Genomic DNA, 22,385 nt, shown 5'->3' on the forward strand with positions numbered 1-22,385 from the left:
AGTGTCGCGGTGCCCGGTCAGGACACCGCGACACTCGGGCGGTGTTGGGTCAGGGCACGGGCTCGCCCGGGTAGGTGCCGAAGGACCACAGGTTGCCCTCGGGGTCGCGAACCGTGAACTCGCGGGATCCGTAGTCGGTGTCGGCCAGGGGCCTCGTGACGTCGGCGCCCCGCGCCCTCACCCGCTCGAAGAGGGCGTCGGGGTCGGTGGTGACGACGTAGGCGCCCATGGTCCCGGGCTCGCGGGTGTACTCCCTGCCGGGCTGGTGACTGCCCAGCATCAACCCGCCCCGGCCCTCGGGCCAGTTGAGCTGTGCGTGGTGGACGATCTCGCCTTCGCCGTACCGGGCGGCGACCACGAAACCGAAGGTCTCGACGTAGTAGTCGATCAGCTTGGGTGCGTCGGTGGCCTGTAGGGTCACCCACACGCTCGGATTGTTCTCGCTCATGGGGCCCACTGTGCTCCAGGCGTGTGGGCTCCGTCTTGAATGTTTCGGAACTCCCCGGCCGACCAGGCACCCGGGGACAGGCCGGTGAAACCAACGAACTCCCTGCTCAGGTGGGCCTGGTCACTGAAACCGGCCTGGGCGGCGACCTCGGCGAGGGAGGCGCGCCCGGTGGTCTTGACGCTTTCGGCGATCCTGGCCCGGGCGTGTTCGAAGCGCATCAACCGGGCCACCGTCTTCGGGGAACGTCCGCACTCGTTGTGGAAGAGGTTGCCCAGGTGACGTGTGCTCACCCCGACCTGCCGGGCGAGCGCGCCGATGGGGATCCTCCCCCGGGTACGTTCCAGCAACGTCCAGGCGTGCACGAGCGCGGCGGGCGGGGCGGCCACCTCCAGGTCGCGGTAGCGCCGGACCAGGTGGTGGCGCACCAGCGTGAAGGCCTCGTCCCAGCCCCGGCTCCCGGACAGCCGGTCCAGGACCTGTGATCCTTCACGGCCCAGGAAGTCGGCCCCGTCGAAGTCGTGTACGTCCAGCTCCGCGCTGGGGACACCGAACAGTGCCCGGGAGCTCAGTGGGTGCACCGCGATCTGGACCCCGGCCTGGCCGGGGCGTTGGCGAACATGACCGGCCTCCACGTGCAGCCCACCGAGGATCACCGGGTTGGGGCGGGCCTTGGCCAGTCCCTCCGGGGTTCGGGCGGCCTCCACCCCCTCGTCCAGGCTCAGGATGAACGTGAGCGTCGCGGAGGGAAGACCGAGGTGGACGGTGTCGGGCACGTCGAGCCCTCGGTAGCCGACCATCGAGGCCACCCCTGGAGCGCTGTTTGGTGCGGCCGTGGCGAAGTCCCAGGCCGCGGGTGGTTCCGTACTGCCCACGGCACCCACGCTAACAGTCCGGGGGTCGCCGTTTCGAGTGATGCGCGAGGGGGTGACCGATGTTCGGTCACCCCCGTCATCGCACCGGATCGGGCCGCGCGCCTCAGCCCCGCATCTCCTCCAGGGTCTTGCCCTTGGTCTCTTCGACGAACTTGAGCACCAGGAAGAACGAGATCAGCGCGAACGCCGCGTACATCAGGTACGCCCCCGACAGGTTCCAGTCGCGCAGCGAGGGGAAGCTGACGGTGACCAGCCAGTTGGCCAACCACTGGGTGGCGGTGGCCACGCCCATGGCGGCCGCGCGGATGCGCAGCGGGAACATCTCCCCCAACAGCACCCACACCACCACACCCCATGACAGGGCGAAGAAGAGCACGAACGAACTCGCGGCGACCAGCGCCGTCGCGGCCCACCCGAAGGCCAAGGTGACCTCGTCGCCCTCCACCCGGGCGTTGCTGAAGGCGAAGGCCGCACTGGCCAGCGCCACCGTCATACCGGCCGAACCGGTCAGCAACAACGGCTTGCGGCCGATCTTGTCCACCAGCATGATCGCGATCACGGTGCCCACGATGTTGACGATCGAGGTGAACAGGCTCAACAACAGGGAGTCGGACTCCGCCACACCGACCGACTGCCACAGCGAGCTGGAGTAGTAGAAGATGACGTTGATGCCCACCAGCTGTTGGAAGGCGGAGACCGCCATGCCGATCCACACGATGGGCAGCAGGCCATAGCGTCCGGTCAGGTCGCGCAGTTTGGGCCGCACCTCCGAGCCCAACGCCTCACGGATCTCGTTGATGCGCCCGTCGATGCGGTCGTCTCCACCGCCCTCGACCTCGGCCAGGATCTTGCGGGCCTGGTCGGTCTTGCCGACCCGCACCAGGTATCGGGGCGATTCTGGGATGACCAGGCTCAGCCCCAGGTAGACCAGGGCCGGCAGTGCCTCCACGGCCAGCATCCACTGCCAGGCCTGGATCGGTCCGATCGGGTTGTGCGCGCTGCCACCGGCTCCCGCGGCGATGGCGTAGTTGACCAGTTGGGAGGCGGCGATGCCCAGCACGATGGCCAGCTGTTGCAGTGAGGCCAGACGACCGCGGTAGGCCGCGGGGGAGACCTCGGCGATGTAGGTGGGCGCGATCACCGAGGCCATGCCGATGGCCACACCGCCCACGATCCGCCAGGCGGTCAGGTCCCACACGCTGAAGGGCAGCGCCGAGCCGATCGCGCTGATCGCGAAGAGGACGCCGGCGATCTGCATGACGCGGATACGGCCGAGACGGTCGGCGATGTTGCCGGCCGTGCCCGCGCCCACCACGCATCCGAGCAGAGCTGCGGCGATGGTGAAGCCGAGGACCCCCGGACCCACCTGGAAGCGTTCCTGGATGGCGTCGACGGCGCCGTTGATGACGGCGCTGTCGTAACCGAACAGGAAACCGCCCATCGCGGCGGCCGCCGCGATCATGGTCACGTGGGCGAGGTTGGCACCACCGTCCTGGTGGCCCACCCCTCCCGTGCTGGCATGGCTCACTTGGAGCTCCTTCCCCGGGCACACCTGAGTGCCCGTTGGGCACCACGGTGCCCAACGGGTCCAGGGCATGCGAGAACGCAACGCTGATGTGGCCGAACACGCTCCGATGTTTGGCCTTCAGCAGACTGCGGGGATTTACTACGAATACTTTCCATAACCGTGCAGAGGGTGGTCCTGACCTGCCTGATGGTGATCTCACCGGCGGTCCTTGTGGGTGCCCCGTCCCAGGACACACAGGTGGGCACCGCGGTTTCCCCACGGTGCCCACCACTCGGACCTCTCAACCACGCTGCTGGGCGGGGTCCGGCTGCCAGATCGGCATCTGCTGGTACAGCTGCGCCTGCTCGGCCGCGATCTCGTCGTCCTGGCGGTCCCGTACGCACTTGGCCAGGGTGAACGCGGACGTGATCACGAACAGCACGCTCATGCCCAGGAAGGCGCGCATCCACAGGTCGACGGGCAAGAAGATGATTCCGGCGCCGACACCGACGGTGGACACCGCGAAGGCGACGATCGACTGGAGGTAGAACTGGGAGGTGGACCGGGGTGGGGGCAGGGGTGTGTTCATGCCTTCCATGGTGCGTGAACACCCGACCGTCGGGCTTGAGTACACCTACTCAAAACCCGGCCCCGTTGATTTCCTCCCCACGGCTGAAGCCGGGGGGCTGCGCCGCTAAGAAATGATCACTCAGCCCGGTTGTTGCGTCCGATCGGGAACGAAGGCCGACAGGTCCAGGCCAGGGTCCTCCCCCATCGCCAGCCGGGCGGCGACCGTCCCCTGGAACGGCCCGAAGGTCAGCCCCTGCGAACCCAGGCCGGTGGCCACCAGCACCCCGGGTAGCCCTTCGATCGGCCCCAACAGCTGCGCGCCGTCGTGGGTGCCCGGACGGAACCCCACCCGAGTCTCGACCACGGTCGCCTCGGCCAACTCCGGCAGGACCTCCAGGGCAGTGGACAGGTTGCCCAGCAGACCCGAGGCCGTCACCCGATGGTCGAACCCCGCCTCGGGCTCCCAGGTGCCGGCGGTGATCACCCGGTCGGGGGCGGCGGCGCTCACGAAGTAGTCGCGTTCTCCGAACCGCACCACCGGCCAGGAGCGGGTGCGGTGCCCGGGAAGGGCGAAGTGCGTCGACTGTCCGCGCACCGGACGCACGCCCACCCCTACCCCGACCCCCGCCAGTAGGTCCGCCGACCACGCCCCGGCCGCGACGATCACCGTGTTCGCCGTCAACTCCTCGGAGCCCACCCCCACACCCGTCACCCGCTCACCGTTCCACAGCAGACGCGCGTCGCCCTTGTAGTGACGCAGGCCCCGCTCCTCGGCTGCGTCGAACAACGCCGACCTCGCGGAGTGGCCGTTCACCCGGGCCATGCCCTCGATGTGGACCCCGCCGTAGTCGGCCGGTACCAGGGGGAAACGCTCGCGCGGCTCCCCCGCGGCCAGGCGCTCCACCCGTCCCATGGTGGCGAACTCCGGGCGTTGCGAGAGCGTGCTGAACAGCTTGAATCCGGCGTCGTCGCCCTCTCGGTCCACCGACAACCCACCGACCACCTCGAAGCCGGGGTCGTGTCCATCCTCGACCAGTTCGGTCATCAAGCGTGGGTAGTGCGCCGCCGCGGCGGCCTTGAACGCCTGCTCGGCGGGTGAGTCCCAGGGGAAGGGCCAGGGGAAGACGATGCCCGTCCCCGCTCCGGTGGCCTGCCCCGGGTGGGAGGCGTCCACCAGCGCCGTGGACACGCCCTTCTTCGTCAGGTGGAACGCCGCGCCGGCTCCCACGATGCCGCCGCCGACCACGATCACGTCCATGGCCCCCACCCTGCCCCGACCACCGGCCGGGCACAAGCCGTTGGACCCGCGTGCCGCTCACCTGATCCAGGTAAGGGCGCGCGATAGGCTGCGGCTCCTCCCAGGAAGCCCGGCTCCCTCACCCATTCCTACGCAGGAGGTCGAATTGAACGGATACACCACCCGCGGGGTCGCTCTGACCCGGCCGCCCGGACCGCACCTGGCCGATGGGATCGTCACCCACATCGCCCGCTCGGCGGTGGATCCGGTGCTGGCCGCCCGCCAGTACACGATCTACCAGGAGACGCTGGCCTCGGCGGGGTGGCGGGTCGTGGAGGTGGCCGCGGCGCCCGAACATCCGGACTCGGTCTTCGTGGAGGACACCCTGGTGGTGTGCGAGGACCTGGCCGTGGTGACCCGGCCCGGCGCCCGGGAGCGTCGCGGGGAGATCGAGGGCGCCGAACGGGCCGCGCGTTCCCTGGGGCTGCGGGTGGCCCGGATCGAGGAACCCGCGACCCTGGAGGGCGGGGACGTCCTGCAGGTGGGGTCCACCGTCTATGTGGGGGTGGGCGGGCGCACCGATGTGGAGGGTGCCGAACAGCTCCAGCGGTTGCTCGCCCCCTTGGACCGCAAGGTGTGTCAGGTGCCCTTGGGACGGGTGCTGCATCTGAAGTCCGCGGTGACGGCGCTGCCCGACGGCTCTCTCGTGGGTCTGCCCGATCTGGTGGAGACCTCCGGCCTGCCACCGATCCGTCGTGCCCCCGAGGAACCGGGAGCGCACGTGGTGCCCCTGGGCGGGCGGGACGTGCTGGTCAGCGCCGCTGCACGGGAGACCGTGCAGCTGTTGGCCGCCGAGCACTGGCGGGTGCTGCCGGTGGACATCTCCGAGTTCGAGAAACTGGAGGGCTGTGTGACCTGCTTGAGCGTTCTGGTGCGGGATCGCCCCGAAGGCGCCTCCTAGGCGTGGGCGCGGCGGTGGGCGGCCACCCGCGAGCGGGTGGCGCAGCGGCGGGAACAGAATCGTCGTGCGCCGCCGTGGGCGGTGTCGACGAACACTCGCTCGCACGCGTGCGCGGCGCACACCCCGCCGGGGTGGCGTTGGCGTTCGCTGATCAGGCGGGCCAGGAACAGGCCGGTGGAGGCCACGAACCATTCGTCCCAAGGTGCCTCGTCGTCGCTGTCCACGTGCAGGTGCCAGGGGTGGGTGCCGGCGTGGTCGGTCAGCCGGGGCGGGTGTGTCTCCCGGGCGAGTAGGACGTTGACGCGCCTGGCGGCCTGGTCCAGGGTCGGGGCGGCCAGGACGTCGCGCAGTTCGACGGCGACCTCGCGCAGGGCCCTGACGTCCTCAGGGGTCAGGGCCGGGTCGGTCTCGCCGTGTTCGGTGAACAGGTCGGAGATCCGCCTTGTGTCCACGTCCTCCTCGGCGAGGGCGTTGAGCAGGTCGGTGGTGCGTTCGGCCAGTGCGCGGGTGGAACCCACCGGGTGCGGTGCTGTGGTCATACCTCCAAGGTAACGCCCATGGTGTGTTCACTGGTTACTTTGTAGCGTCTTGTGGATGAATGACCGTTACTCTCTGGTGCGTTACCTGTGCGGTGCGGCCGCCGCCCGCACCGGGGATGAGGCCTCCGGGCCGGCCCTTCTGCTGTTGGGGGTGGCCGTCACGGGGAGCGCCGCCACCGGTTCGGCCCTACTGGCGGGGGTCACCGCCACCGCGGCGATCGGCGGGCCCACGGTGGGGGTGCTGCTGGACCGTGCCGTGCGCCCGGGTCGACTGCTCTGCGGCATCTTGGTGTTGAACGCGTTGGGTCTGGCCGCCGTCGCCCTGTTGCTGGAGCCCCTGCCGTTGGCTCCGGTGCTGGCCTTGGCGTTGGCCGTGGGGCTGCTGGGCCCGGCCCTGTCGGGTGGGTGGACCGCCCAGCTGCCGCGCCTGGTCGCCCCCACCCACCTGAGGCGGGTGAGCGCGTTGGACGCGATGACCTTCAGTACCGCCTCCCTGCTCGGGCCGGCGCTGGCCGGAGCGGTGGCACTGGGGGCGGGTGGCGGCGCCGCGGTCGTGGTCGCGGTGGCCCTCATCGTCTTGGCCGCCCCGGTGGCCTGGTCCCTGCCCGCCCGGAGCACACCACCCCCACCATCCCCGGTGCTCACCGATCTGGTCGCGGGGACGCGCATGGTTCTGGGCAACCGGGCGTTGCTGCGCGTCACCGTGGTCTCCACGGTCTCCATCGCCGGGACCGGGGTGTTGGTGGTGGCCGCTCCGGCGCTGGGGGAACGGTCGCTGGGCGGGGCGGCCCAGGGCACGATGTTGTTGTCGGTGATGGCGGTGTGCGCACTGGTCGCCAACCTGGTGTTGGCCCGCCGCCCGGCCCGACTCCCCCCGGACTCGATGGTGCCGCTGTGCGTGCTGGCACAGGCGGTCGGCGTGACGGGCGCCCTGGTGGCTCCCTCCGCGTCGTGGCTGCTGATCGCGGTGGCGGTGGTGGGCGCCGCGGAGGGGCCCCAGTTGACCGCCCTGTTCACGGTCCGCCACCGGGAGGCCCCCGAGCGTCTGCGCACCCAGGTGTTCACCACCGCGGCGAGCCTGAAGGTGAGCGCCTTCGCCGCCGGCGCCGCGTCGGCCGGCCCCTTGGCCGACCACTCACTGACACTTTGTCTGGCCCTGGCGGTGGCGCTACAGGTCACCGCGGCCCTGGCCCATCTGTTCCTGCCCGGGCCCCGTCCCACACCGAATCAACCGGCGGTGAAGGACCGTTCCTGACCGCCACTGCCGGCACACTCACATCATGAAGTCGACCTCGGCCCGACTGCTCCAACTCCTGTCCCTGCTCCAGACCCGCAAGGACTGGCCCGGCAACGACCTGGCCGAACGCCTGGCGGTGAGTCCGCGGACCGTGCGCCGCGACGTGGACCGCCTGCGCGAGCTGGGTTATCCCATCCACGCCATCATGGGCACCGGCGGCGGATACCAGCTCGGTGCCGGCGCCTCCCTTCCCCCGCTGCTGCTGGACGACGACGAGGCCGTGGCGGTCGCGGTGGGGTTGCGCACCGCCGCCCAGGGCGGTGTCTCGGGGATCGAGGAGACCTCGGTGCGCGCCCTGGCCAAGCTCTTGCAGGTGTTGCCCTCCCGGCTGCGTCGCCGGGTGGACGCGCTGGGCACCTTCACCGTGCCGATGCCCTCCGAAGGACCCACCGTGGACGCCGACACCCTGGCCTTGGTGGCGGCCACCTGCCGGGACAGCGAACGACTGCGGTTCGACTACGAGAGCCACCAGGGCGCTCCGAGTCGACGGATCGTGGAACCGCACCGCCTGGTCTCCCATGGGCGGCGCTGGTACCTGGTGGCCTGGGACACCGCGCGGGAGGACTGGCGGACCTTCCGGGTGGACCGGATGCGCCCCCTGACCCCCACCGGCCCCAGAGTGCCCCCGCGCGACCCACCCGGGCGAGGGGTGGCCGCCTACCTGGCCGAACGGATGAACCTGCACATGTGGCCGATCAAGGCGAGGGTGCGACTGGCGATGTCGGCACAGGAGGCCCTGCGCGGTCGGGCCGCCCACTACGGCCCCATCGAGGCCGTGGACGAACACTCCTGTGTACTGCTGTGCGCCGGTGAGGACATGGGCGCCATGGCCTGCTACCTGGCGATGTTGGACGTGGACATGGAGGTGGAGGAGCCCGCCGAGCTACGCGAGGCGATGGCCCACCTGGGCGGGCGTCTGCTGCGCACCGCCGGAGAGGACCGAGCACCGAGGAACTGAGCCCTTCGGCCCGCGGGCTAGGGCCCATCGCGGTGTGTTATCGCTGAGGATCCGACCCTCGACGTGGAGGCGCCCGTGTCCGAGAACCCACCCGATCGACCCGAACCCTCCCCCGCCGCGCTGCGGGCCGTGGAACTGGCCGGGCGTGAGGCCATGGCCCTGCGTCACCCGTTCCTTGGCACCGAACACCTGGTCATCGGAGTGGCCGGTCAGGCGGAGGAGACGGGGCGGCGCATCGCCTTGGAACCGGCCCCGCACCTGCTGCGACGCGAGGTCGTGCGCGTCATCGCACCCGGTGGCGCCCCTCGCGCGCAGGCCCCGACCTTCACCCCTCGGGTGCGCACGGTGCTGCGCCTGGCCCGAGAGGAGGCCCGGCGCCGAGAAGGACCACATCTGGGCCTGCACCACCTGGTGTGGGCTCTGGTCCGGGTCGAGGAGGGGACGGCCCTGCGGGTGCTGCGGGCACTGGACGTGGACCTGCCCGACGCACGCGAGCGCGCCCGCGCCTTCCTGGACCGGGAGACGCTCGATTGAGTCCCTGAGTACTCCTACTCACCGATACCGGGTAGGAACACGGATGTAGGGCCCTACCATCCATCCCTAGGTTCTGAGAATGGACCACTTCGGCATCCTCCTCATCGGCCACACCGCCATGGTCGTGCACTACCTGTTCTTCGCCTACGTCGTCTTCGGCGGCTTCCTGTCGCTGCGGTGGCCGCGCGTGTTCTGGCCGCACCTGTTCGTGGCCGCCTACGCCCTGGGCATCGTCACCATCGGCTGGCCGTGCTTCCTGACCGACATCGAGAACCGGTCGAGGGAGGCCACCGGGCGCGAGGTGATGGAGAACGGGTTCATCGATCACCACCTGACCGGGGTGATCTACCCCGAGGACCACCTGATGACCTCGCGGTTCGTCATCGCGGGCATCGTCGCGCTGTCCTACGCCGCCTTGGCCTGGAAGCTGTACCGTGCGCGCGTCGAGCGTGACCGGGGAGCCCTGTCCCGATAGCCGGGGAAACCTCCGAATGAGGGAACCCGACCCCCGAAACCCCCCGAGGCGCTACGTTAAGGAGTCGTTCACTTTCGAAGAGTAATGAAAGTAGGGCTTCCGCGTGCCCGAACAGACCCGAACCCTCAGCCCGGACCTGCGTGACCTCGGTGCTCCCCCCACCGTTCGACCCCTGGTCAACGGCTACCAGGTCGCCCGCTGGGACACCCCGGCCGCGCTCACCGGGCCCGGTCGCCAGAGGATGCTGACGCTCCTGCGCGACCTGGCCGCCCGGTCCTTCGGCGCCGACCACTCCGACTACTGGCATACCCGGGTCGACTCCGGGTTCTTCGACCACATCTCCTGCCTGGCCCTGATCCTGGACCCGGCCGGCACTCCCGTGGGCTGGGGCGGCTACCACCGGCACCGTTTCGCCTCGCGCCGAGCCCTGTACCTGGACGCCGCGGGCGTGGTCCCCGCCCACCGCAGGTTCGGGCTCTCCAGCGCTCTGATGACCCACTTCCTGACCCGTGAGCTCATCGCCCGTCCCTGGGGCAACACCTACGTCGTCCTGCGCACCCGCCACCCGGCCGTCTACTCCGGTTGGCGCAAGGGGTTGGGGCGGACCCGTGTGCACCCCCGACGCGACCGACCCGTGCCCGCCATGATCGCCCGCATCGCCACCGACGCCGCCCACTGGCTCGGTGACGGTCCCCGCCTGGACCCGCGCACCCTGCTCGTGCGCGACGCCTACCGCATGTTCGAAGGTCGCGTCTACGGTGTCACCCCGCGTAGCGGCCACATCGACCTGGACACCTACTTCGCCGAACAGGTGGGGCCCAAGGACGCCGTGTTGATGGTGGTGCGCATGAGCGCCCTGCCCCTGGCCCGCATTCTGCTGGGCCGCTACCTGGGCGGCCCCTCCCCCGCCCCTACGGGTGGCCGGCCCCCACGTGGGGCGGTCCCGGTGAGGTCGACCGTTCAGGCCGCCCCCACCGGGGCCGGAGCCTCCGGACTCATCCCAGGGGAACGGCCTTGACCGTGGGTCGGGTGTAGGCCAGGGCGCCCATGTCACGGACCTGGTCCATGACCCCGGCCAGGCTCAGGCTCTCCGACCAAGGCATTCGTGGACTCTCCCGCTCCTTCGAGGCGATTCTGCGCGCGACCTCCTCGGCCTCGTACTCATAGCCGTTGGCGCGGAAGGGCCGGTGGAACCGTTCGGGTTCGTGACCATCCCGGTGCAAGACCAGGTCGGTTCCGGCCCAGAACCGTTCGATCTCAAGCCATCCACCCGTACCGGAGAGCACGGCCCGGCCCGGCAGGGCGGTACGCGAGGCGCATTCCACCGTGGCGCTCACCCCGTTCTCGCCACGCACCAACAAGGTCGTGTGCACGTCCACCATGCGATCCGGTGACAGCCGTCGGGTCGCCCCCACCACGGTCAGCTCTCCCAGGTATTGGGAGGCCAGCGCCAGCGGGTAGATCCCCAGGTCGAGTAGGGCACCACCGCCCAGGTCGGCGTTGAACAAGCGGTGATCGGGGTCGTAGGGGACGTTGATGCCGAAGTCCGCCGAGAGCGCGCCCAGCTCCCCGATGGCGCCCTCGGCCACCAGAGTGCGCGCCAACTCGTGCACGGGCAGGTAGCGCGTCCACATCGCCTCCATCAGGAAGCGGTCGTTGGTCTTCGCGGCGGCCACCATCTCGGTGACCTGCAGGGCGTTCATCGCCATCGGCTTTTCCACCAGCACGTGCTTGCCGGCGTGGAGCATCTGCAACGTGACCGTGTGGTGCCAGGGGTGGGGGGTGGCCACGTAGACCACGTCGACCTCGGGGTCCTCGGCCAATGACTCATAGCTCGCGTGGCGGTGGGGGATGTCCCAGGCGGCCCCGAACTCCTCGGCGCGTTCGGCGGTCCGGGAACCCACCGCCACGACCCTTGCGGAGGGGACGGCCCGCAGGCCCTCCAGGAAGGCGTGGGCGATGCCTCCGGTACCGACCACGCCCCAGCGTGGTCCACCGTTGTGTTGTGTCATGAAGACATCCTAAAAACACGGTCTTCTCCGGGACCAGGCGGGGAAGGTACTCGGTTTCCGTGTCCGGAAAACATACGGTGGCCGGGCAAGGAACGTGAACGGAGGAGGAATGTCGTCCACACTCGCCCAGAGGTTGGGGGTAGGGGCCGGAGACCGGTTGCTCGTCCTCAACGCGCCCGAACGCTATCTGCGTCTGCTGGAACCCCCGCCCGACGTCCACATCGACCTGGGGGTGATCGAGGGCGTGGACTACGATCACGTGCACCTGTTCGCCCTCGATCGGGGCACGGTGGACCGTGAGGGGCCGGCGGTGTCGAACCTGGTGGGACCCGCCACCCGGTGGTGGGTGTGCTTCCCCCAACGCGGCGGCACCATCATCACCGACCTGACCGTGGACAAGGGTTGGGACTCCCTCACCGACGCCGGGTGGCGCTCCACCGCCCAGGAGCCCATCGACTCGGACTGGGCGGCGTTGCGCTTCGAACGCGAAAGCTGAGGAGTGAGCCGCCCCTGGCCCGGGCCAGGGGCCCGGGCCTGCCGGGGCGCCGCGCGACAGGGAACGTATTCGCCGAACACGCCCTAGCGTCCCACCCGCACCGAACCGCTGGTGGTGTTCACCTCGATGCGGCTGTCGGACTCTGAAGCGGTGTCCACATCGAACTCACGGTCGCCGGAGGTGGACTCCCCACCGATCTCGTAGGTTCCCGCCGGCACCCTCGCCTCGACGCCGCCGCTGACGGTCTCCACCTCCATCAGTTCGAAGGGGGTGTCGGTGGTGACCTCCACTCCGCCGGAGGTGGTCTCGGCCTCCAAGGTGGTGAACCCGCCGCCCAGTTCCAGGGAGCCGCTCACCGACTCGGCCACGACCTCCTCAGCGGTGAAGTCCTCCACGTCCACGCTCCCGGAGGTGGTGGACACCTCCAACCGCTCTCCCTCACCGGTGGCCTCGATGTCACCGCTGACGTTGTGGGCCCGAACCGAACCGGTGACGTCGGACAGGGAGATCATGCCCGAGGTGGCCTCGGCATCGACCGACCCCTCATGGTCGAAGACCTCGATCGTCCCGCTGACGGAGTTCACCGACAGCTCCGATGCCAGGTCGCGCACCTCCACGTTCCCACTGTTGTTCTCCAAGGTGACCGTGACGTCCTCGGGCACCTGGATGGTGTAGTCGATGGAGCAGGTGGAAAAGAGCGGGAAGCCTCCGCAGCGGCCGTCGACGTCCAGGCTGTCACCGCCCTCGTCGACGCGCTCGGTCGGTTCGGACAGCGGCCCTCCCCGCAGGGTGCGTTCGACGACGATCTCGTCGCCCTCGGCGGCACCGACCTCGATGTGCCCACCGGTGTGGTTGTTCACGTTCAGCGTGCTCGCACCGCCGTAGGAGTCGGTCTTGTCGCTCTGATGGGCCACCACGTTGCCCAGCACGGACACCCCTGTGAGTACCACCAGGAGCACCACGAGCACTCCGCCCAGGAGCATCCACGGGCCCCATCGGAACCGCCTCGATTCCTTGCTGGACGAGGCGTACAGACCCCGTGCCCTGAAAGTCACGTCGTTCTCCTTCCGGAAGGCGCGGCCCTCCTTGGTGTGGTCGGTCAGTCCCGGGCCGAACCGCGCAGGTAGCGCAGCACCGCCAGGACCCTGCGGTGGTCGTGGTCGTCCCGGCCCAGGTCGAGCTTGAGGAAGATGGAGCGGATGTGTTTCTCCACCGCCCGTTCGGTGATGGTGAGCCGGTCGGCGATGCCCGCGTTGTTGATCCCCTCGGCCATCACCTCCAGCACCTCGGTCTCGCGCGGGGTGAGCCGCTCCAAGGAGCGGTCACGGTTGCCGCTGAGCAACTGGGACACCACCTCGGGGTCGATCGCGGCCCCGCCGTCGGCCACCCGGCGCAGCACCTCGGTGAACTCCTCGATGTCGGCCACCCGGTCCTTGAGCAGGTAACCGACCTTGAAGGCGCCCGCTCCGAGCAGGTCCGCGGCGTAGCGGCTGACCACGTGCTGGGACAGCAACAACACCGCCACCTCCGGATGGGAGCGACGGATCCTCACCGCGGCCTGGATGCCCTCCTCTGAGTAGGTGGGCGGCATACGAATGTCCACCAGACACAGGTCCACGTCGGGTTGGGTCTCGACCGCGCCGATGAGCGCATCGGCGTCGCCCACCGAGGCCACCACCTCCACCCCGGCGTCCTCCAACAGCCGGGCCATCCCACTGCGCAGCAGCACCGAGTCCTCGGCGATGATCACCCGGGGCCCACTTCGCTCGATCTGTGCGGTGCTCACGGTCAGGCCTCCCATGGGATGTGTGCGGTCAGGACGGTTCCTCCGCCCTGGGGGCTGTGCACGGTCAGGACCCCATCGACGGCGTCCACCCGGTCCCACAACCCGTACAGGCCGGTACCCGCCTCGGGGTCGGCGCCGCCCACGCCGTCGTCGGTGACGGTCAGACGCAGGGAATCACCGTGTCGATCCGCGATCCGCTCCAGCGCCACCCGAACCTGTCCGGCGCGGGCGTGCTTGGCGACGTTGGTCAGCGCTTCGCTGACCACGTAGTAGGCGACCCCCTCCGCGCGCGGGGAGGGACGCTCCTCAAGTTCCAGGTCGAGCCGGACCGGTACGGGTGAGCGGCCCGCGGCCACCGGCAGGGCGGCGCCAAGACCGTGGTCGGTCAGCACCCGCGGATGCAGCCCCCGGGCCACCTGGCGCAACTCGGTCATGACCTCCTTGGACTCGCGCTGGGCCTCGGTGATGAGCTCGCGCGCCCCCTCGGGGTCCCGGGCCAGCCGGGTGCGGGCCCGGGTGAGGGTCAACGTCAAGGCCAGCAGGCGCTGTTGGGCACCGTCGTGCAGGTCGCGTTCGATGCGTCGACGCTCGGCCTCGGCCACGTCGACCATGCGTTGGCGGCTGTCCTGGACGTGCAGCAGACGGCGCCGCATGCGCACCTCGGGTGCGTCGAAGAGCAGGGTGCGCAGCAGCAGGACCTCGGAGGAGACCACCACGCGTGCGATACGCAGACCCACCAGGGCCGCCACCGGGCCCAACAACACCAGCCCGAGGGGGCCGAGCAGGTCGACCGGGGTGGCGCCCCGTGCCAACACGTACACGATCCCGAACAGGGAACCCAGCGCCGCGGCTCCCCCGCACACCACCAGCACCGCCACCAGTCCACCGGCCAGGAGACCGTGCAGCCCGGCGACGGTGCTGTAGACCACCATCGACCACGCCTCACGGCCGAACACGGTGACCAGGCCGCGCGCCCAGCGGCCGGAATCGGCCAGTGGGTCGGGTGGTCTGGTCTCCACGATGCCGAACACGTTGGCCAGTCGGGAGCGCTGGGTGTAGCAGGCCAGCCGGGACAGCACGATGGCCATGACGGGGAAGACCACCATGAACAGCACGATGTCCACCAGCAGGTGGCCCGGGGCGAGTTCCAGGGGGAAGCCGCCCAGGGGAACGTAGAGCCGCAACCCCAGCCAGGTCGCCGAGGTCACCAACAACACCGCCGGGACCAGGTAGAACACCGCCAGGGCCAGGGAGGTCATCAGGTGTAGGACCTCGACCAGACGGACCCGCCAGGTGTCGCTCCGGGTCTCATGGAGGAAGGGGACGGTGATGGCGGCACCCGGCCTCGCCGTGATGCCCGTACCCGTCTGCTCCGTCCCCGCGCCGCTCACAGAGACCAATCTAGATTCGCGGACCCCCGCGGCACGAGGTCAACAGCACGAGAGTGGCGGGTGGTGCCAGCACTACCCGGTCGGGTGCGGGACCATACCCAGGGCATCGCCGTCGGGTCGGCGGGCTGTGGTGGGGGGAAGGGGAACGTGTGGGGCGCGAGCGCGACATCGCCGGGGACGTCGAGGGGCCGGCTTCCCTCTTGGCCCCGGTCCTTGAGGACATCGCCGGGATCAACATGTTCTTCGCGTTGGAGACGCGCGGCCCCGAACAGGGGTGGGTGGCGGCGCTGGGCGGTGGATTGTCCCCAAAGCTCCTGACGGCGGAGGTGGAGGCCGTACGGAGCCGACTGGCCGCGCCCTTCGGCGGCGGGGCCGAGGACGTGGAGTGGCGGGTGGGCGCCTCCCTGTTCCACCAGGGCTTGGCCTCACGGGTGCTGTCCCCGGTACTGGCGGCGGCCCTGTACCACGGGGTGCGCCTGGACCCGTGGCGGCTGTTCGTGCGCCCGGGCGGACCGATGGTCGTGCGCACCACCCAAACCGGGGCACGCCCCCTGGCCTCCCCGGTTCCACAGGAGATCGCCCGGGGCCCGGTCGAGGAAACGGTGACGGGTCTGGAAGGGGTCGCCGCCGCGCTGGGAGGGGTGGGCGGTATCGCTCCGGGCCTGTTGCGCGGCAACACCGCGGCGGCGCTCGCCGGCGCCGCCCTCTCCCTGGGCAGGGCCCACCCCGAACACCACGAAAGCGCCGAACAGGTGGTGCGCACACTGCTGTCCAGGCCCTGCCTGAAGGGCACCGGAACCTACACCGGGACGAAGGAGCAGGGACGTGCGGGTTTCCGACGCACCACCTGTTGCCTGTACTACCGTCTCCCCGAGGGCGGGCTGTGCGGAGACTGCGCCTTGCGGCCCTGACCGGCGCCTTGACACCTTCGACGCCACGACGAGGCTGAGACGGCTCTCTTTGGGCACCAATGGGATGTGACCTCTGCGAGCGGCGGCCCCGGTGATTCCCCCCGACCCCGGCCGAACCGCGACAACCTGTGGGGACCCCTGGCCTGCGCGGCGGCGTCCGCCGTACTCGCCCCCGTCCTGGCCCTGTGCCTGCTGATGGTGCCGGCCCTGTTCGCCTTCGCCGGGGTCACCCGGGGACTGGGCGAGGTGTGGCCGTTGGCGCTCGCGGTGGCCGCCATCGCCTTCCTACTGCTGTGGGGCTACAGCCGGTTGCTGCGTTTCCTGGGGGAGGACTTCCCCTGGCCGGTGGCGGTGGCGAGCCTGGCGCTCGGGGTCGTCCTGGGCATGCTCTACCGCCCCGGTTCGCTGGGCTACACCGACTGGATCCAGGTCCCCACGGTGCTGTGGGCCTTCCTGGTGGTGTGGCTGCGCCTGACCGGACGGATCCGATGGCGGCGCACCACCCCGACCGAAGCCGCCTGAACCACGGAGCTTCCCCAAACCGCCCTTCCATCGCCGATCAGGGGTGGTTGGGGGTAACGTCGGGGTGGTTCAGGGATGTTCGGGGAGGTTGGTGTGGCCCAGCAGTACTACTCGGTGGATCAGGTCGCGGAGCTGTTGGGCCTGCACGTGAAGACCGTGCGTGCCTACGTGCGCCAAGGACGACTGGCGGCCACGCGGATCGGTAAGCAGTATCGGATCCACCGCAAGGACCTGACCGAGTTCACCGGCGGCGAGCCCGAACAGGACGGGACCGGTGAGGGTGGTCCCCGGGTGGAGGTCTCCACGGTCCTGCAGGTGGAGGACGTGGACCGCGCGATGGCCGATCGGATCAGCACCCTGGTCACCTCCTCCACCACCGGGGCCTCGGGAGGCGGAATCCCGGCCCAGTCCCAGGTGGTGTACGACCCCGAACGGGCCCGGCTACGTGTGGTCCTGGTGGGCGGTTTGGAGGAGACGGGCAGGATGCTGGACTTCGTCCGTGCCCTGGTCGGGCAGGACCACACCTGACCATCTTCAGGAGACCTGAAGGGGTGTGGAACCACCCCCGGAGTTGCGACGAAGGACGGCACGCGATGGCTCGTTACACTCATGGCCAACATCCCACGGTCACAGGCTCCTACCTTTGGCGCGACGCCGAGAACTCCGCCGCTTACGCGCTGGCCGAGATGCTCCCGGGGCGTTCCTTGTTGGACGTGGGCTGTGGGCCGGGAAGCATCACCTTGGACCTGGCCCGACGTGTGGCGCCCGGGCCGGTCACCGCCCTGGACGCCTCCGCCGAGGCCGTCGAACAGGCCCGAGCCTTGGCCGAGAAGGAGGACGTGACCGGCATCGACTTCCGTGTCGGCGACGTCCACGACCTGGCTCTGCCCGACGACTCCTTCGACGTGGTCCACGCCCACCAGGTCCTACAGCACGTGGCCGACCCGGTGCGGGCCCTGGCCGAGATGGGCAGGGTGACCCGCCCGGGTGGGGTCGTGGCGGCCTGTGACAGCGACTATTCGGGGATGTACTGGTATCCGTTGCTGCCCGAACTGGACGCGTGGATGGACCTGTACCAGGCGGTGGCGCGCGCCAACGGCGGCGAGCCCGAGGCCGGTCGGCGCATGCACGCCTGGGCGCGCGCGGCCGGTTTCGAGGACATCACCTACGTGTCCGAGGTGTGGAACCACTCGGCCCCCGACCGTCGCACCTGGTGGGGACACATGTGGTCACGGCGGATCCTGGAGTCGGATCTGGCCCGCCAGGCCGTGGACGAGGGGTTCGCCACCCGCACCGACCTGGAGGAGATCTCCCGGGGGTGGAGGCGCTGGAGCGAGCACCCCGACGGGGTGTTCGTCGTCCCCCGCGGCGCCGTCCTGTGCCGGGTGTCCGAGGGGACCTTCGGCGGCCCGACCCGGGCGTAGTGGCCCGGTGCGGGGCACACATGAACGACCCGTGTTCTTCCAACACATCTGGGAAGGTGCCCATGCACGCCACGGACCTGGACGTCGCCCGGATCGAAGAGGCCACGCGCCTGATCGACCCGGTCTTCCTGAACAGCCCGCAGTTCTTCGAGGAACAGCTGTGCTCGGTGCTCGGGCGGCGGGTGCTCACCAAGGTCGAGACCCTCAACCCGCTGCGCAGCTTCAAGGGCCGCGGGGTCGACCTGCTCGCCCGTGAGTTCTCCCCCGGCGCCGAGCTGGTGTGCTCCTCCACTGGAAATTTCGGGCAGGCCATGGGTTACGCCGCCGCCCGGCACGGCATGAGCGCGCACGTGTTCGTTCCGTCGGGCACCAACCCGGTGAAGATGAGGCGGATGGTCGCGCTGGGCGCGTACGTGCACGAGATCGAGGGCGACCGGTTCAAGCATGAGGCCCGACGGTTCGCCGACCGGGACCCGAACCGGGTGTTCGTCGAGGACGGAGAGCACCCCAGGGTGGCCGAGGGGGCGGGCACCATCGGGGTGGAACTGCTGGAGGTCGAGGGCATGGACACGATCGTGCTGCCGGTGGGCGACGGCGCACTGATCACCGGGGTGGCACGGTGGACCAAGGAGCACGCCCCGCACATCCGCGTCGTGGGGGTGTGCGCCACGGGCGCGGCGAGCATGGTCGACAGCTGGAAGGCCGGGCGAGCGGTGTCCACCGAGGTAGCCGACACCTTCGCCGAGGGCATCGCCATCAACCGACCCATCGCCGCCTCGGTGGAGCGCATGAGGGCATTGGTCGACGACATGGTGGTGGTGGACGACGTCGACATGCTCGACGCGATGCGCCTGGTGTTGGAGACCGTCGGTGTGCTGCCCGAACCCGCGGGCGCGGCCGGGATCGCCGCCCTTCGGGTGCACGATCTGCCGGGTGCGACGGTGGCGACCGTGATCACCGGAGCCAACGTCCCCACGGCCCTGCTCCCCGACGTTCTCGCCCACGACACGGGTCCCTCTCAGCCGGTGTCGTAGGAAAGAGGGCGAGTCGGACATGCTCGCGGGCGGGCGAACGGGTACGACACCTTGGAGGAATGCCGGCCGCGCCCCTCGGCGGCGAGATAGCGTCGAGGAAGCGCCGTCGCGGGCGCCGTCGTCCCCACCGGAGGAAGCATGTCCGACCTGCCGATCGGTTACTGGCTCAAACACCTGGACCGGCTCATCGAGAGCGACCTGGACCGGGTGCTGGCGGCGGACTCGCTGGGGCGCCGCCAGTGGCAGGTGCTCAGCTCACTGCACCGCGAACCCGCCACCCTGTTGGAACTGGACCAGCGCCTCCTGCCGTTCCTGGAGGAGGGCGAGGACGGCGTGGGGCCGGTGGTGGAGGCGTTGCGGCGGCGCGGTTGGGTCAGCGGCCTGGTCTCTGTGGAACTCACCGAGGAGGGCACACGCGCCCACGACGCGTTGTTGGAACGTGTTCAGGGCACTCGGGCCCGGCTGATCGCCGGGATCAGTGATCAGGAGTACCGGGCCACCGTCGACGTGCTGGAGCGGATGTCGGCCAACCTGGAACAGGGCTGAGCCCGTTCCAGGGGTCGGCTCACAGCGGTAGTTCGCGGGTGAGCTCGACGAAGGCCAGGTCGTCGCGCCTGGGCAGCCCGAACTCCTCGTGCCCGTAGGGGAAGGGTTCGATCTTGCCGGTGCGGGTGTAGCCGCGCCGTTCGTACCAGGCGATGAGCTCGGGGCGCTGCTTGAGCACCTTCATCCGCATCAGCCGGCTGCCCCACTCGCGCACGGCCATCTGCTCGGCCGCGGCCAGTACGGTCCGACCCAGGCCGGCGCCCTGAAGGTCCGGGCGGACCGAGAACATCCCGAAGTAGGCCCCGTTGACCCCGCGCTGCAGTTCACAGCAGGTGATGACCCCTTCCCGGGTCTCCCCCACCAGGACCAGGGTGTTGCTGCGGGCGAGCAGTTCGCCCATGCCTTGGGCGTCCATCCGCTGACCGTCGAGCAGGTCGGCCTCGGTGGTCCAACCCTGCTGGGGACCCTTACCGCGATAGCAGGAGTTGACCAGATCGACCAGGGCGGGCACGTCGGCCTGCGTCGCGGACCGAAAGTCGATGCGGCCCGCCGCGGTGGACGCGTCCTGGGCGTTCGGAATGGTCGTCACGCGCACTTCCCCCTCGTGTCCGTTCCGTCCCACAGTATGCCTCTCGTCACGGTGCGGTGCCCACTCGGTTCCCCTCCCCGGCCGGTGGACGGACGGATTCGATGTGGGCCAGAAAGGACCGTAGGCGGGCGAGGGCCGTCCGCGGATCGATCTGCTCGGGGTTGGTCATCAACTGCAGGGACAGCCCGTCGATGAAGGTGTGCAGGAACTCCGACCAGCTCTCCAACCAGGGGTCGGGGTGCACCAGGCCGGGGTCCTCAGGGGGTTCGATTCCGCCCAGGGCGGCGACCAGCCGTCGGTAGAGCCGGCGCTGTTGGTGCCAGCGGTGTTCGATCTTGGGGTCGAGGTAGTCGGGGTCGCCGGTGGCCTGCCAGGCCCGGTACTCGGCCCGTCGAGCCTGGTCCAGGGGCAGCATCTGTTCGACGAAGCCCATTACCCGGTCCACCAGGGACATCTCGGGGTCGAGGGCGTGCGCGTGCTCGGTCATGCGCTCGGTGACCCGCTCCTCGGACAGGTCGATCGCGTAGGTGAGCAGCTCTTCACGGGTCTGGAAGTAGTGGCGCAGGGCGCCGGTGGACAGGCCCGCCTCGGCCGCGACGCTGCGGATGGAGACCGCCTGTGGTCCGGACTCGGCGATCACCCGCCACAGGGCCTCGGCCAGGGCGCGGCGGCGTTCTTCATGGTCGACGATCTTTGGCACCCTTCCTTTTTAGCACACCTGTGTTATTTTATTTAGCACAGACGTGTGAAAAAGGAGGACGCATGCCGCCCCTGGACGTACTCATACCGGTCGCCGGCCTGGCGCTGCTGGACACCCTGAGCCCCACCACCCTGGGAGTCTCACTCTTCGTGCTGCTCAGCGGCGCCCGCGTCATCGCCAGGCCGCTCTTCGCCTACCTGGGCACGGTCGCCCTGTTCTACTTCGTGCTGGGCTGCGCGATCATGCTCGGTCTGGGAGCCGCGCTGTCCCACCTGTCGCACCTGACCGACAGCCCCGCGACGGGCTGGGTCATGGTGGTCCTTGGCGGAGCCCTGTTCGCCTACTCCTGGGTGATGCCCACCAAGAAACGCGCCCCGCGCCGCCCCGCCACCCTGCGCACCACCACCATGATCGGCCTGGGCCTGGCCACCGGCCTGTTGGAGGCCGGTACCGCCTTCCCCTACCTGGGCGCGATCGGCGTCATGGGCACCGCCGGACTCACCGCCACCACCTGGGTGCCGATGCTGGCCGGCTACAACCTGATGATGGTGCTGCCGCCCGTTCTGCTCTACGTGGGCCACCGGCTCTTCGGTGAGCGCCTGCGCCCGCGCCTGGACCGCTGGCGCGAGAAGATCGATTCCGGCTCCCGGGAGGCGATGTCCTGGATCATCGGCATCGTCGGTGTGATCCTGGTGCTCAACGGCCTGCAGTTGATCGGCTTGGACGACCTGCTCAGCACCCGATGACCGTGTGGAGGGGACCCACCGCAACCGCCGGGGCGCCCACGCCCGGTGGTACCGGCCCCACCACGCTTACTCACCCTGACCACCCTGACACCGAGCGCCGCCGCGCGTAGCGTCGAGACCATGAGAACGCCCCCCTTCGTGCGCATGGTCCGTAACACCCGCTACCTGCTACTGGGCCTGCCCCTGGCGGTGGTCTCCTTCAGCCTGGTCCTGACCGGTCTCGTCGCCGGCGCCGGCACCTCGGTGCTCTTCGTGGGGCTGTTCCTGCTCTCGGGCACCCTGCTCCTGGCCCGGGGACCGGCGCACCTGGAACGCCTGCGCCTGTCCGACCTGCACGGACGAGCCGTGGTGCGCCTGCCCTACCGCCCGGCCCCCGCGGACGCCGGCCCCATACGCCGCCTGCTCAACCCCATGACCTGCGCGCGCAGTTGGATGGACGTCCTGCACGCGATCGTGGGCCTGCCCCTGGCCCTGGTCGGGTTCGTCCTGGCGGTGCTGTGGTGGTCCCTGGCCCTGGGCGGCCTGCTCTACCCGCTCTGGGGTTGGTCGCTCCACCTCATCCCCGGCTACACCGACGTGGGCAGCCACCTGCTTCCGGACAACCCGGCGTTGGCCACCCTGGTGGTGTACATGATCGGCGGCGCCCTGTTCGCCCTCACCCTGCCGATGGCACTACGCGTCCTGGCCGGGATCAACTCGGCCCTGGCCCGGATGTTGCTGCTGGCCCCCGAAGAGATCAGCGCACGCGTGCTCACCACCGGGAACACCATCGTCCCGACCCCTGAAGTGCCCGATCGGGAACGCCACTACGTCTCGCTGCGCTGACCCCG

27 protein-coding genes are annotated in these 22,385 nt (G+C 69.9%); 15 read left to right on the forward strand and 12 right to left on the reverse strand.

The genetic code is table 11. The features are described from left to right. Positions 1-49 precede the first annotated feature (49 nt). The 5 genes from ACWGSK_RS03675 to ACWGSK_RS03695 form a co-directional block, all read right to left on the reverse strand. On the reverse strand, positions 50-448 hold the full coding sequence (locus tag ACWGSK_RS03675) for a VOC family protein (protein WP_358512691.1): 399 nt from the start codon (positions 446-448) through the stop codon (positions 50-52). Then, positions 445-1,320, reverse strand: coding sequence for a helix-turn-helix domain-containing protein (locus tag ACWGSK_RS03680; protein WP_452455163.1), 876 nt, complete (start codon positions 1,318-1,320; stop codon positions 445-447). Before ACWGSK_RS03680 ends, ACWGSK_RS03675 begins: the two co-directional genes overlap by 4 nt. Before the next feature lie 103 nt (positions 1,321-1,423). Beyond that, positions 1,424-2,848 carry a sugar porter family MFS transporter gene (locus tag ACWGSK_RS03685; RefSeq protein ID WP_358512685.1) on the reverse strand — a complete coding sequence of 475 codons (1,425 nt, stop codon included), beginning with the start codon at positions 2,846-2,848 and terminating at the stop codon, positions 1,424-1,426. 280 nt (positions 2,849-3,128) lie between these two features. Next, the gene (locus ACWGSK_RS03690) at positions 3,129-3,416 is read right to left on the reverse strand and encodes a YiaA/YiaB family inner membrane protein (RefSeq protein WP_452455164.1); all 288 of its coding nucleotides are present in this window, start codon (positions 3,414-3,416) and stop codon (positions 3,129-3,131) included. A 120-nt stretch (positions 3,417-3,536) separates the two neighbouring features. Continuing rightward, on the reverse strand, positions 3,537-4,655 hold the full coding sequence (locus ACWGSK_RS03695; RefSeq protein ID WP_452455165.1) for an NAD(P)/FAD-dependent oxidoreductase: 1,119 nt from the start codon (positions 4,653-4,655) through the stop codon (positions 3,537-3,539). Between the two features lie 145 nt (positions 4,656-4,800). Between ACWGSK_RS03695 and ddaH the strand changes: the two genes are divergently transcribed. Beyond that, positions 4,801-5,595 (forward strand): dimethylargininase, encoded by a 795-nt coding sequence (gene ddaH / locus ACWGSK_RS03700; RefSeq protein WP_452455166.1) that lies wholly within the window; start codon positions 4,801-4,803, stop codon positions 5,593-5,595. Here the strand turns inward: ddaH and ACWGSK_RS03705 are convergent. Continuing rightward, positions 5,592-6,134, reverse strand: a complete 543-nt coding sequence (locus ACWGSK_RS03705; RefSeq protein WP_358512674.1) for a CGNR zinc finger domain-containing protein — start codon at positions 6,132-6,134, stop codon at positions 5,592-5,594. The genes ddaH and ACWGSK_RS03705 overlap by 4 nt on opposite strands. A gap of 55 nt (positions 6,135-6,189) precedes the next feature. Here ACWGSK_RS03705 and ACWGSK_RS03710 point away from each other — a divergent pair, with 55 nt between their 5' ends. The 5 genes from ACWGSK_RS03710 to ACWGSK_RS03730 all read left to right on the forward strand — a co-directional run bounded on the left by ACWGSK_RS03710 (position 6,190) and on the right by ACWGSK_RS03730 (position 10,416). After that, entirely contained in the window at positions 6,190-7,389 is a 1,200-nt protein-coding gene (locus ACWGSK_RS03710; RefSeq protein WP_358512671.1) for an MFS transporter, read from the forward strand. 25 nt (positions 7,390-7,414) lie between these two features. Further along, entirely contained in the window at positions 7,415-8,389 is a 975-nt protein-coding gene (locus ACWGSK_RS03715; RefSeq protein ID WP_358512668.1) for a helix-turn-helix transcriptional regulator, read from the forward strand. Positions 8,390-8,464: 75 nt separating this feature from the next. Beyond that, positions 8,465-8,923 carry a Clp protease N-terminal domain-containing protein gene (locus ACWGSK_RS03720; RefSeq protein ID WP_358512665.1) on the forward strand — a complete coding sequence of 153 codons (459 nt, stop codon included), beginning with the start codon at positions 8,465-8,467 and terminating at the stop codon, positions 8,921-8,923. Between the two features lie 79 nt (positions 8,924-9,002). After that, positions 9,003-9,398 (forward strand): DUF2784 domain-containing protein, encoded by a 396-nt coding sequence (locus ACWGSK_RS03725; RefSeq protein WP_358512662.1) that lies wholly within the window; start codon positions 9,003-9,005, stop codon positions 9,396-9,398. A 103-nt stretch (positions 9,399-9,501) separates the two neighbouring features. Next, the gene (locus ACWGSK_RS03730; protein WP_358512659.1) at positions 9,502-10,416 is read left to right on the forward strand and encodes a GNAT family N-acetyltransferase; all 915 of its coding nucleotides are present in this window, start codon (positions 9,502-9,504) and stop codon (positions 10,414-10,416) included. On the opposite strand, the gene ACWGSK_RS03735 is transcribed toward ACWGSK_RS03730, so the two are convergent. Then, positions 10,394-11,410: a Gfo/Idh/MocA family protein gene (locus ACWGSK_RS03735; protein ID WP_358512656.1), complete on the reverse strand. Its 1,017-nt coding sequence runs from the start codon at positions 11,408-11,410 to the stop codon at positions 10,394-10,396. The genes ACWGSK_RS03730 and ACWGSK_RS03735 overlap by 23 nt on opposite strands. Positions 11,411-11,519: 109 nt before the next feature. On the opposite strand from ACWGSK_RS03735, the gene ACWGSK_RS03740 reads away from it, so the two are divergent. Further along, positions 11,520-11,906 (forward strand): hypothetical protein, encoded by a 387-nt coding sequence (locus ACWGSK_RS03740; RefSeq protein ID WP_358512653.1) that lies wholly within the window; start codon positions 11,520-11,522, stop codon positions 11,904-11,906. A gap of 83 nt (positions 11,907-11,989) precedes the next feature. Here the strand turns inward: ACWGSK_RS03740 and ACWGSK_RS03745 are convergent, their stop codons facing one another. The 3 genes from ACWGSK_RS03745 to ACWGSK_RS03755 are packed head-to-tail and all read right to left on the reverse strand — an operon-like array spanning position 11,990 to position 14,951. After that, on the reverse strand, positions 11,990-12,961 hold the full coding sequence (locus ACWGSK_RS03745; protein ID WP_452455167.1) for a DUF4097 family beta strand repeat-containing protein: 972 nt from the start codon (positions 12,959-12,961) through the stop codon (positions 11,990-11,992). Positions 12,962-13,005: 44 nt separating this feature from the next. Continuing rightward, positions 13,006-13,707 (reverse strand): response regulator transcription factor, encoded by a 702-nt coding sequence (locus ACWGSK_RS03750; protein ID WP_452455168.1) that lies wholly within the window; start codon positions 13,705-13,707, stop codon positions 13,006-13,008. Then, positions 13,695-14,951 (reverse strand): sensor histidine kinase, encoded by a 1,257-nt coding sequence (locus ACWGSK_RS03755; RefSeq protein WP_452455192.1) that lies wholly within the window; start codon positions 14,949-14,951, stop codon positions 13,695-13,697. The genes ACWGSK_RS03750 and ACWGSK_RS03755 overlap by 13 nt, the downstream gene beginning before the upstream one ends. A 281-nt stretch (positions 14,952-15,232) precedes the next feature. Between ACWGSK_RS03755 and ACWGSK_RS03760 the strand changes: the two genes are divergently transcribed. From ACWGSK_RS03760 to ACWGSK_RS03785, 6 genes are all read left to right on the forward strand, one after another. Continuing rightward, the gene (locus tag ACWGSK_RS03760; RefSeq protein WP_452455169.1) at positions 15,233-15,994 is read left to right on the forward strand and encodes a (2Fe-2S)-binding protein; all 762 of its coding nucleotides are present in this window, start codon (positions 15,233-15,235) and stop codon (positions 15,992-15,994) included. Positions 15,995-16,060: 66 nt separating this feature from the next. Then, a complete protein-coding gene (locus ACWGSK_RS03765; RefSeq protein WP_358512641.1) occupies positions 16,061-16,516 on the forward strand; it encodes a hypothetical protein in 456 nt (151 codons plus the stop codon). 93 nt (positions 16,517-16,609) lie between these two features. Then, a complete protein-coding gene (locus tag ACWGSK_RS03770; protein WP_358512638.1) occupies positions 16,610-17,044 on the forward strand; it encodes a helix-turn-helix domain-containing protein in 435 nt (144 codons plus the stop codon). Between the two features lie 65 nt (positions 17,045-17,109). Then, complete coding sequence (locus tag ACWGSK_RS03775) at positions 17,110-17,940, forward strand: class I SAM-dependent methyltransferase (RefSeq protein ID WP_358512635.1); 831 nt, start codon at positions 17,110-17,112, stop codon at positions 17,938-17,940. Between the two features lie 62 nt (positions 17,941-18,002). Further along, positions 18,003-18,974 carry a threonine ammonia-lyase gene (locus ACWGSK_RS03780; protein WP_452455170.1) on the forward strand — a complete coding sequence of 324 codons (972 nt, stop codon included), beginning with the start codon at positions 18,003-18,005 and terminating at the stop codon, positions 18,972-18,974. Between the two features lie 138 nt (positions 18,975-19,112). Further along, on the forward strand, positions 19,113-19,520 hold the full coding sequence (locus ACWGSK_RS03785) for a MarR family winged helix-turn-helix transcriptional regulator (RefSeq protein ID WP_358512629.1): 408 nt from the start codon (positions 19,113-19,115) through the stop codon (positions 19,518-19,520). 19 nt (positions 19,521-19,539) lie between these two features. Here ACWGSK_RS03785 and ACWGSK_RS03790 read toward each other — a convergent pair whose 3' ends face one another. Then, positions 19,540-20,109 (reverse strand): GNAT family N-acetyltransferase, encoded by a 570-nt coding sequence (locus tag ACWGSK_RS03790; RefSeq protein ID WP_358512626.1) that lies wholly within the window; start codon positions 20,107-20,109, stop codon positions 19,540-19,542. Between the two features lie 46 nt (positions 20,110-20,155). Then, positions 20,156-20,809: a TetR/AcrR family transcriptional regulator gene (locus ACWGSK_RS03795; RefSeq protein WP_358512623.1), complete on the reverse strand. Its 654-nt coding sequence runs from the start codon at positions 20,807-20,809 to the stop codon at positions 20,156-20,158. A gap of 62 nt (positions 20,810-20,871) precedes the next feature. On the opposite strand from ACWGSK_RS03795, the gene ACWGSK_RS03800 reads away from it, so the two are divergent. Together ACWGSK_RS03800 and ACWGSK_RS03805 are read left to right on the forward strand one after the other, a co-directional pair. Then, positions 20,872-21,555, forward strand: coding sequence for a GAP family protein (locus ACWGSK_RS03800; RefSeq protein ID WP_452455171.1), 684 nt, complete (start codon positions 20,872-20,874; stop codon positions 21,553-21,555). 120 nt (positions 21,556-21,675) lie between these two features. Further along, complete coding sequence (locus ACWGSK_RS03805) at positions 21,676-22,380, forward strand: sensor domain-containing protein (RefSeq protein WP_358512617.1); 705 nt, start codon at positions 21,676-21,678, stop codon at positions 22,378-22,380. The last annotated feature ends 5 nt before the right edge of the window (positions 22,381-22,385 follow it).

It is taken from the genome of Nocardiopsis sp. NPDC055551, assembly GCF_053619415.1.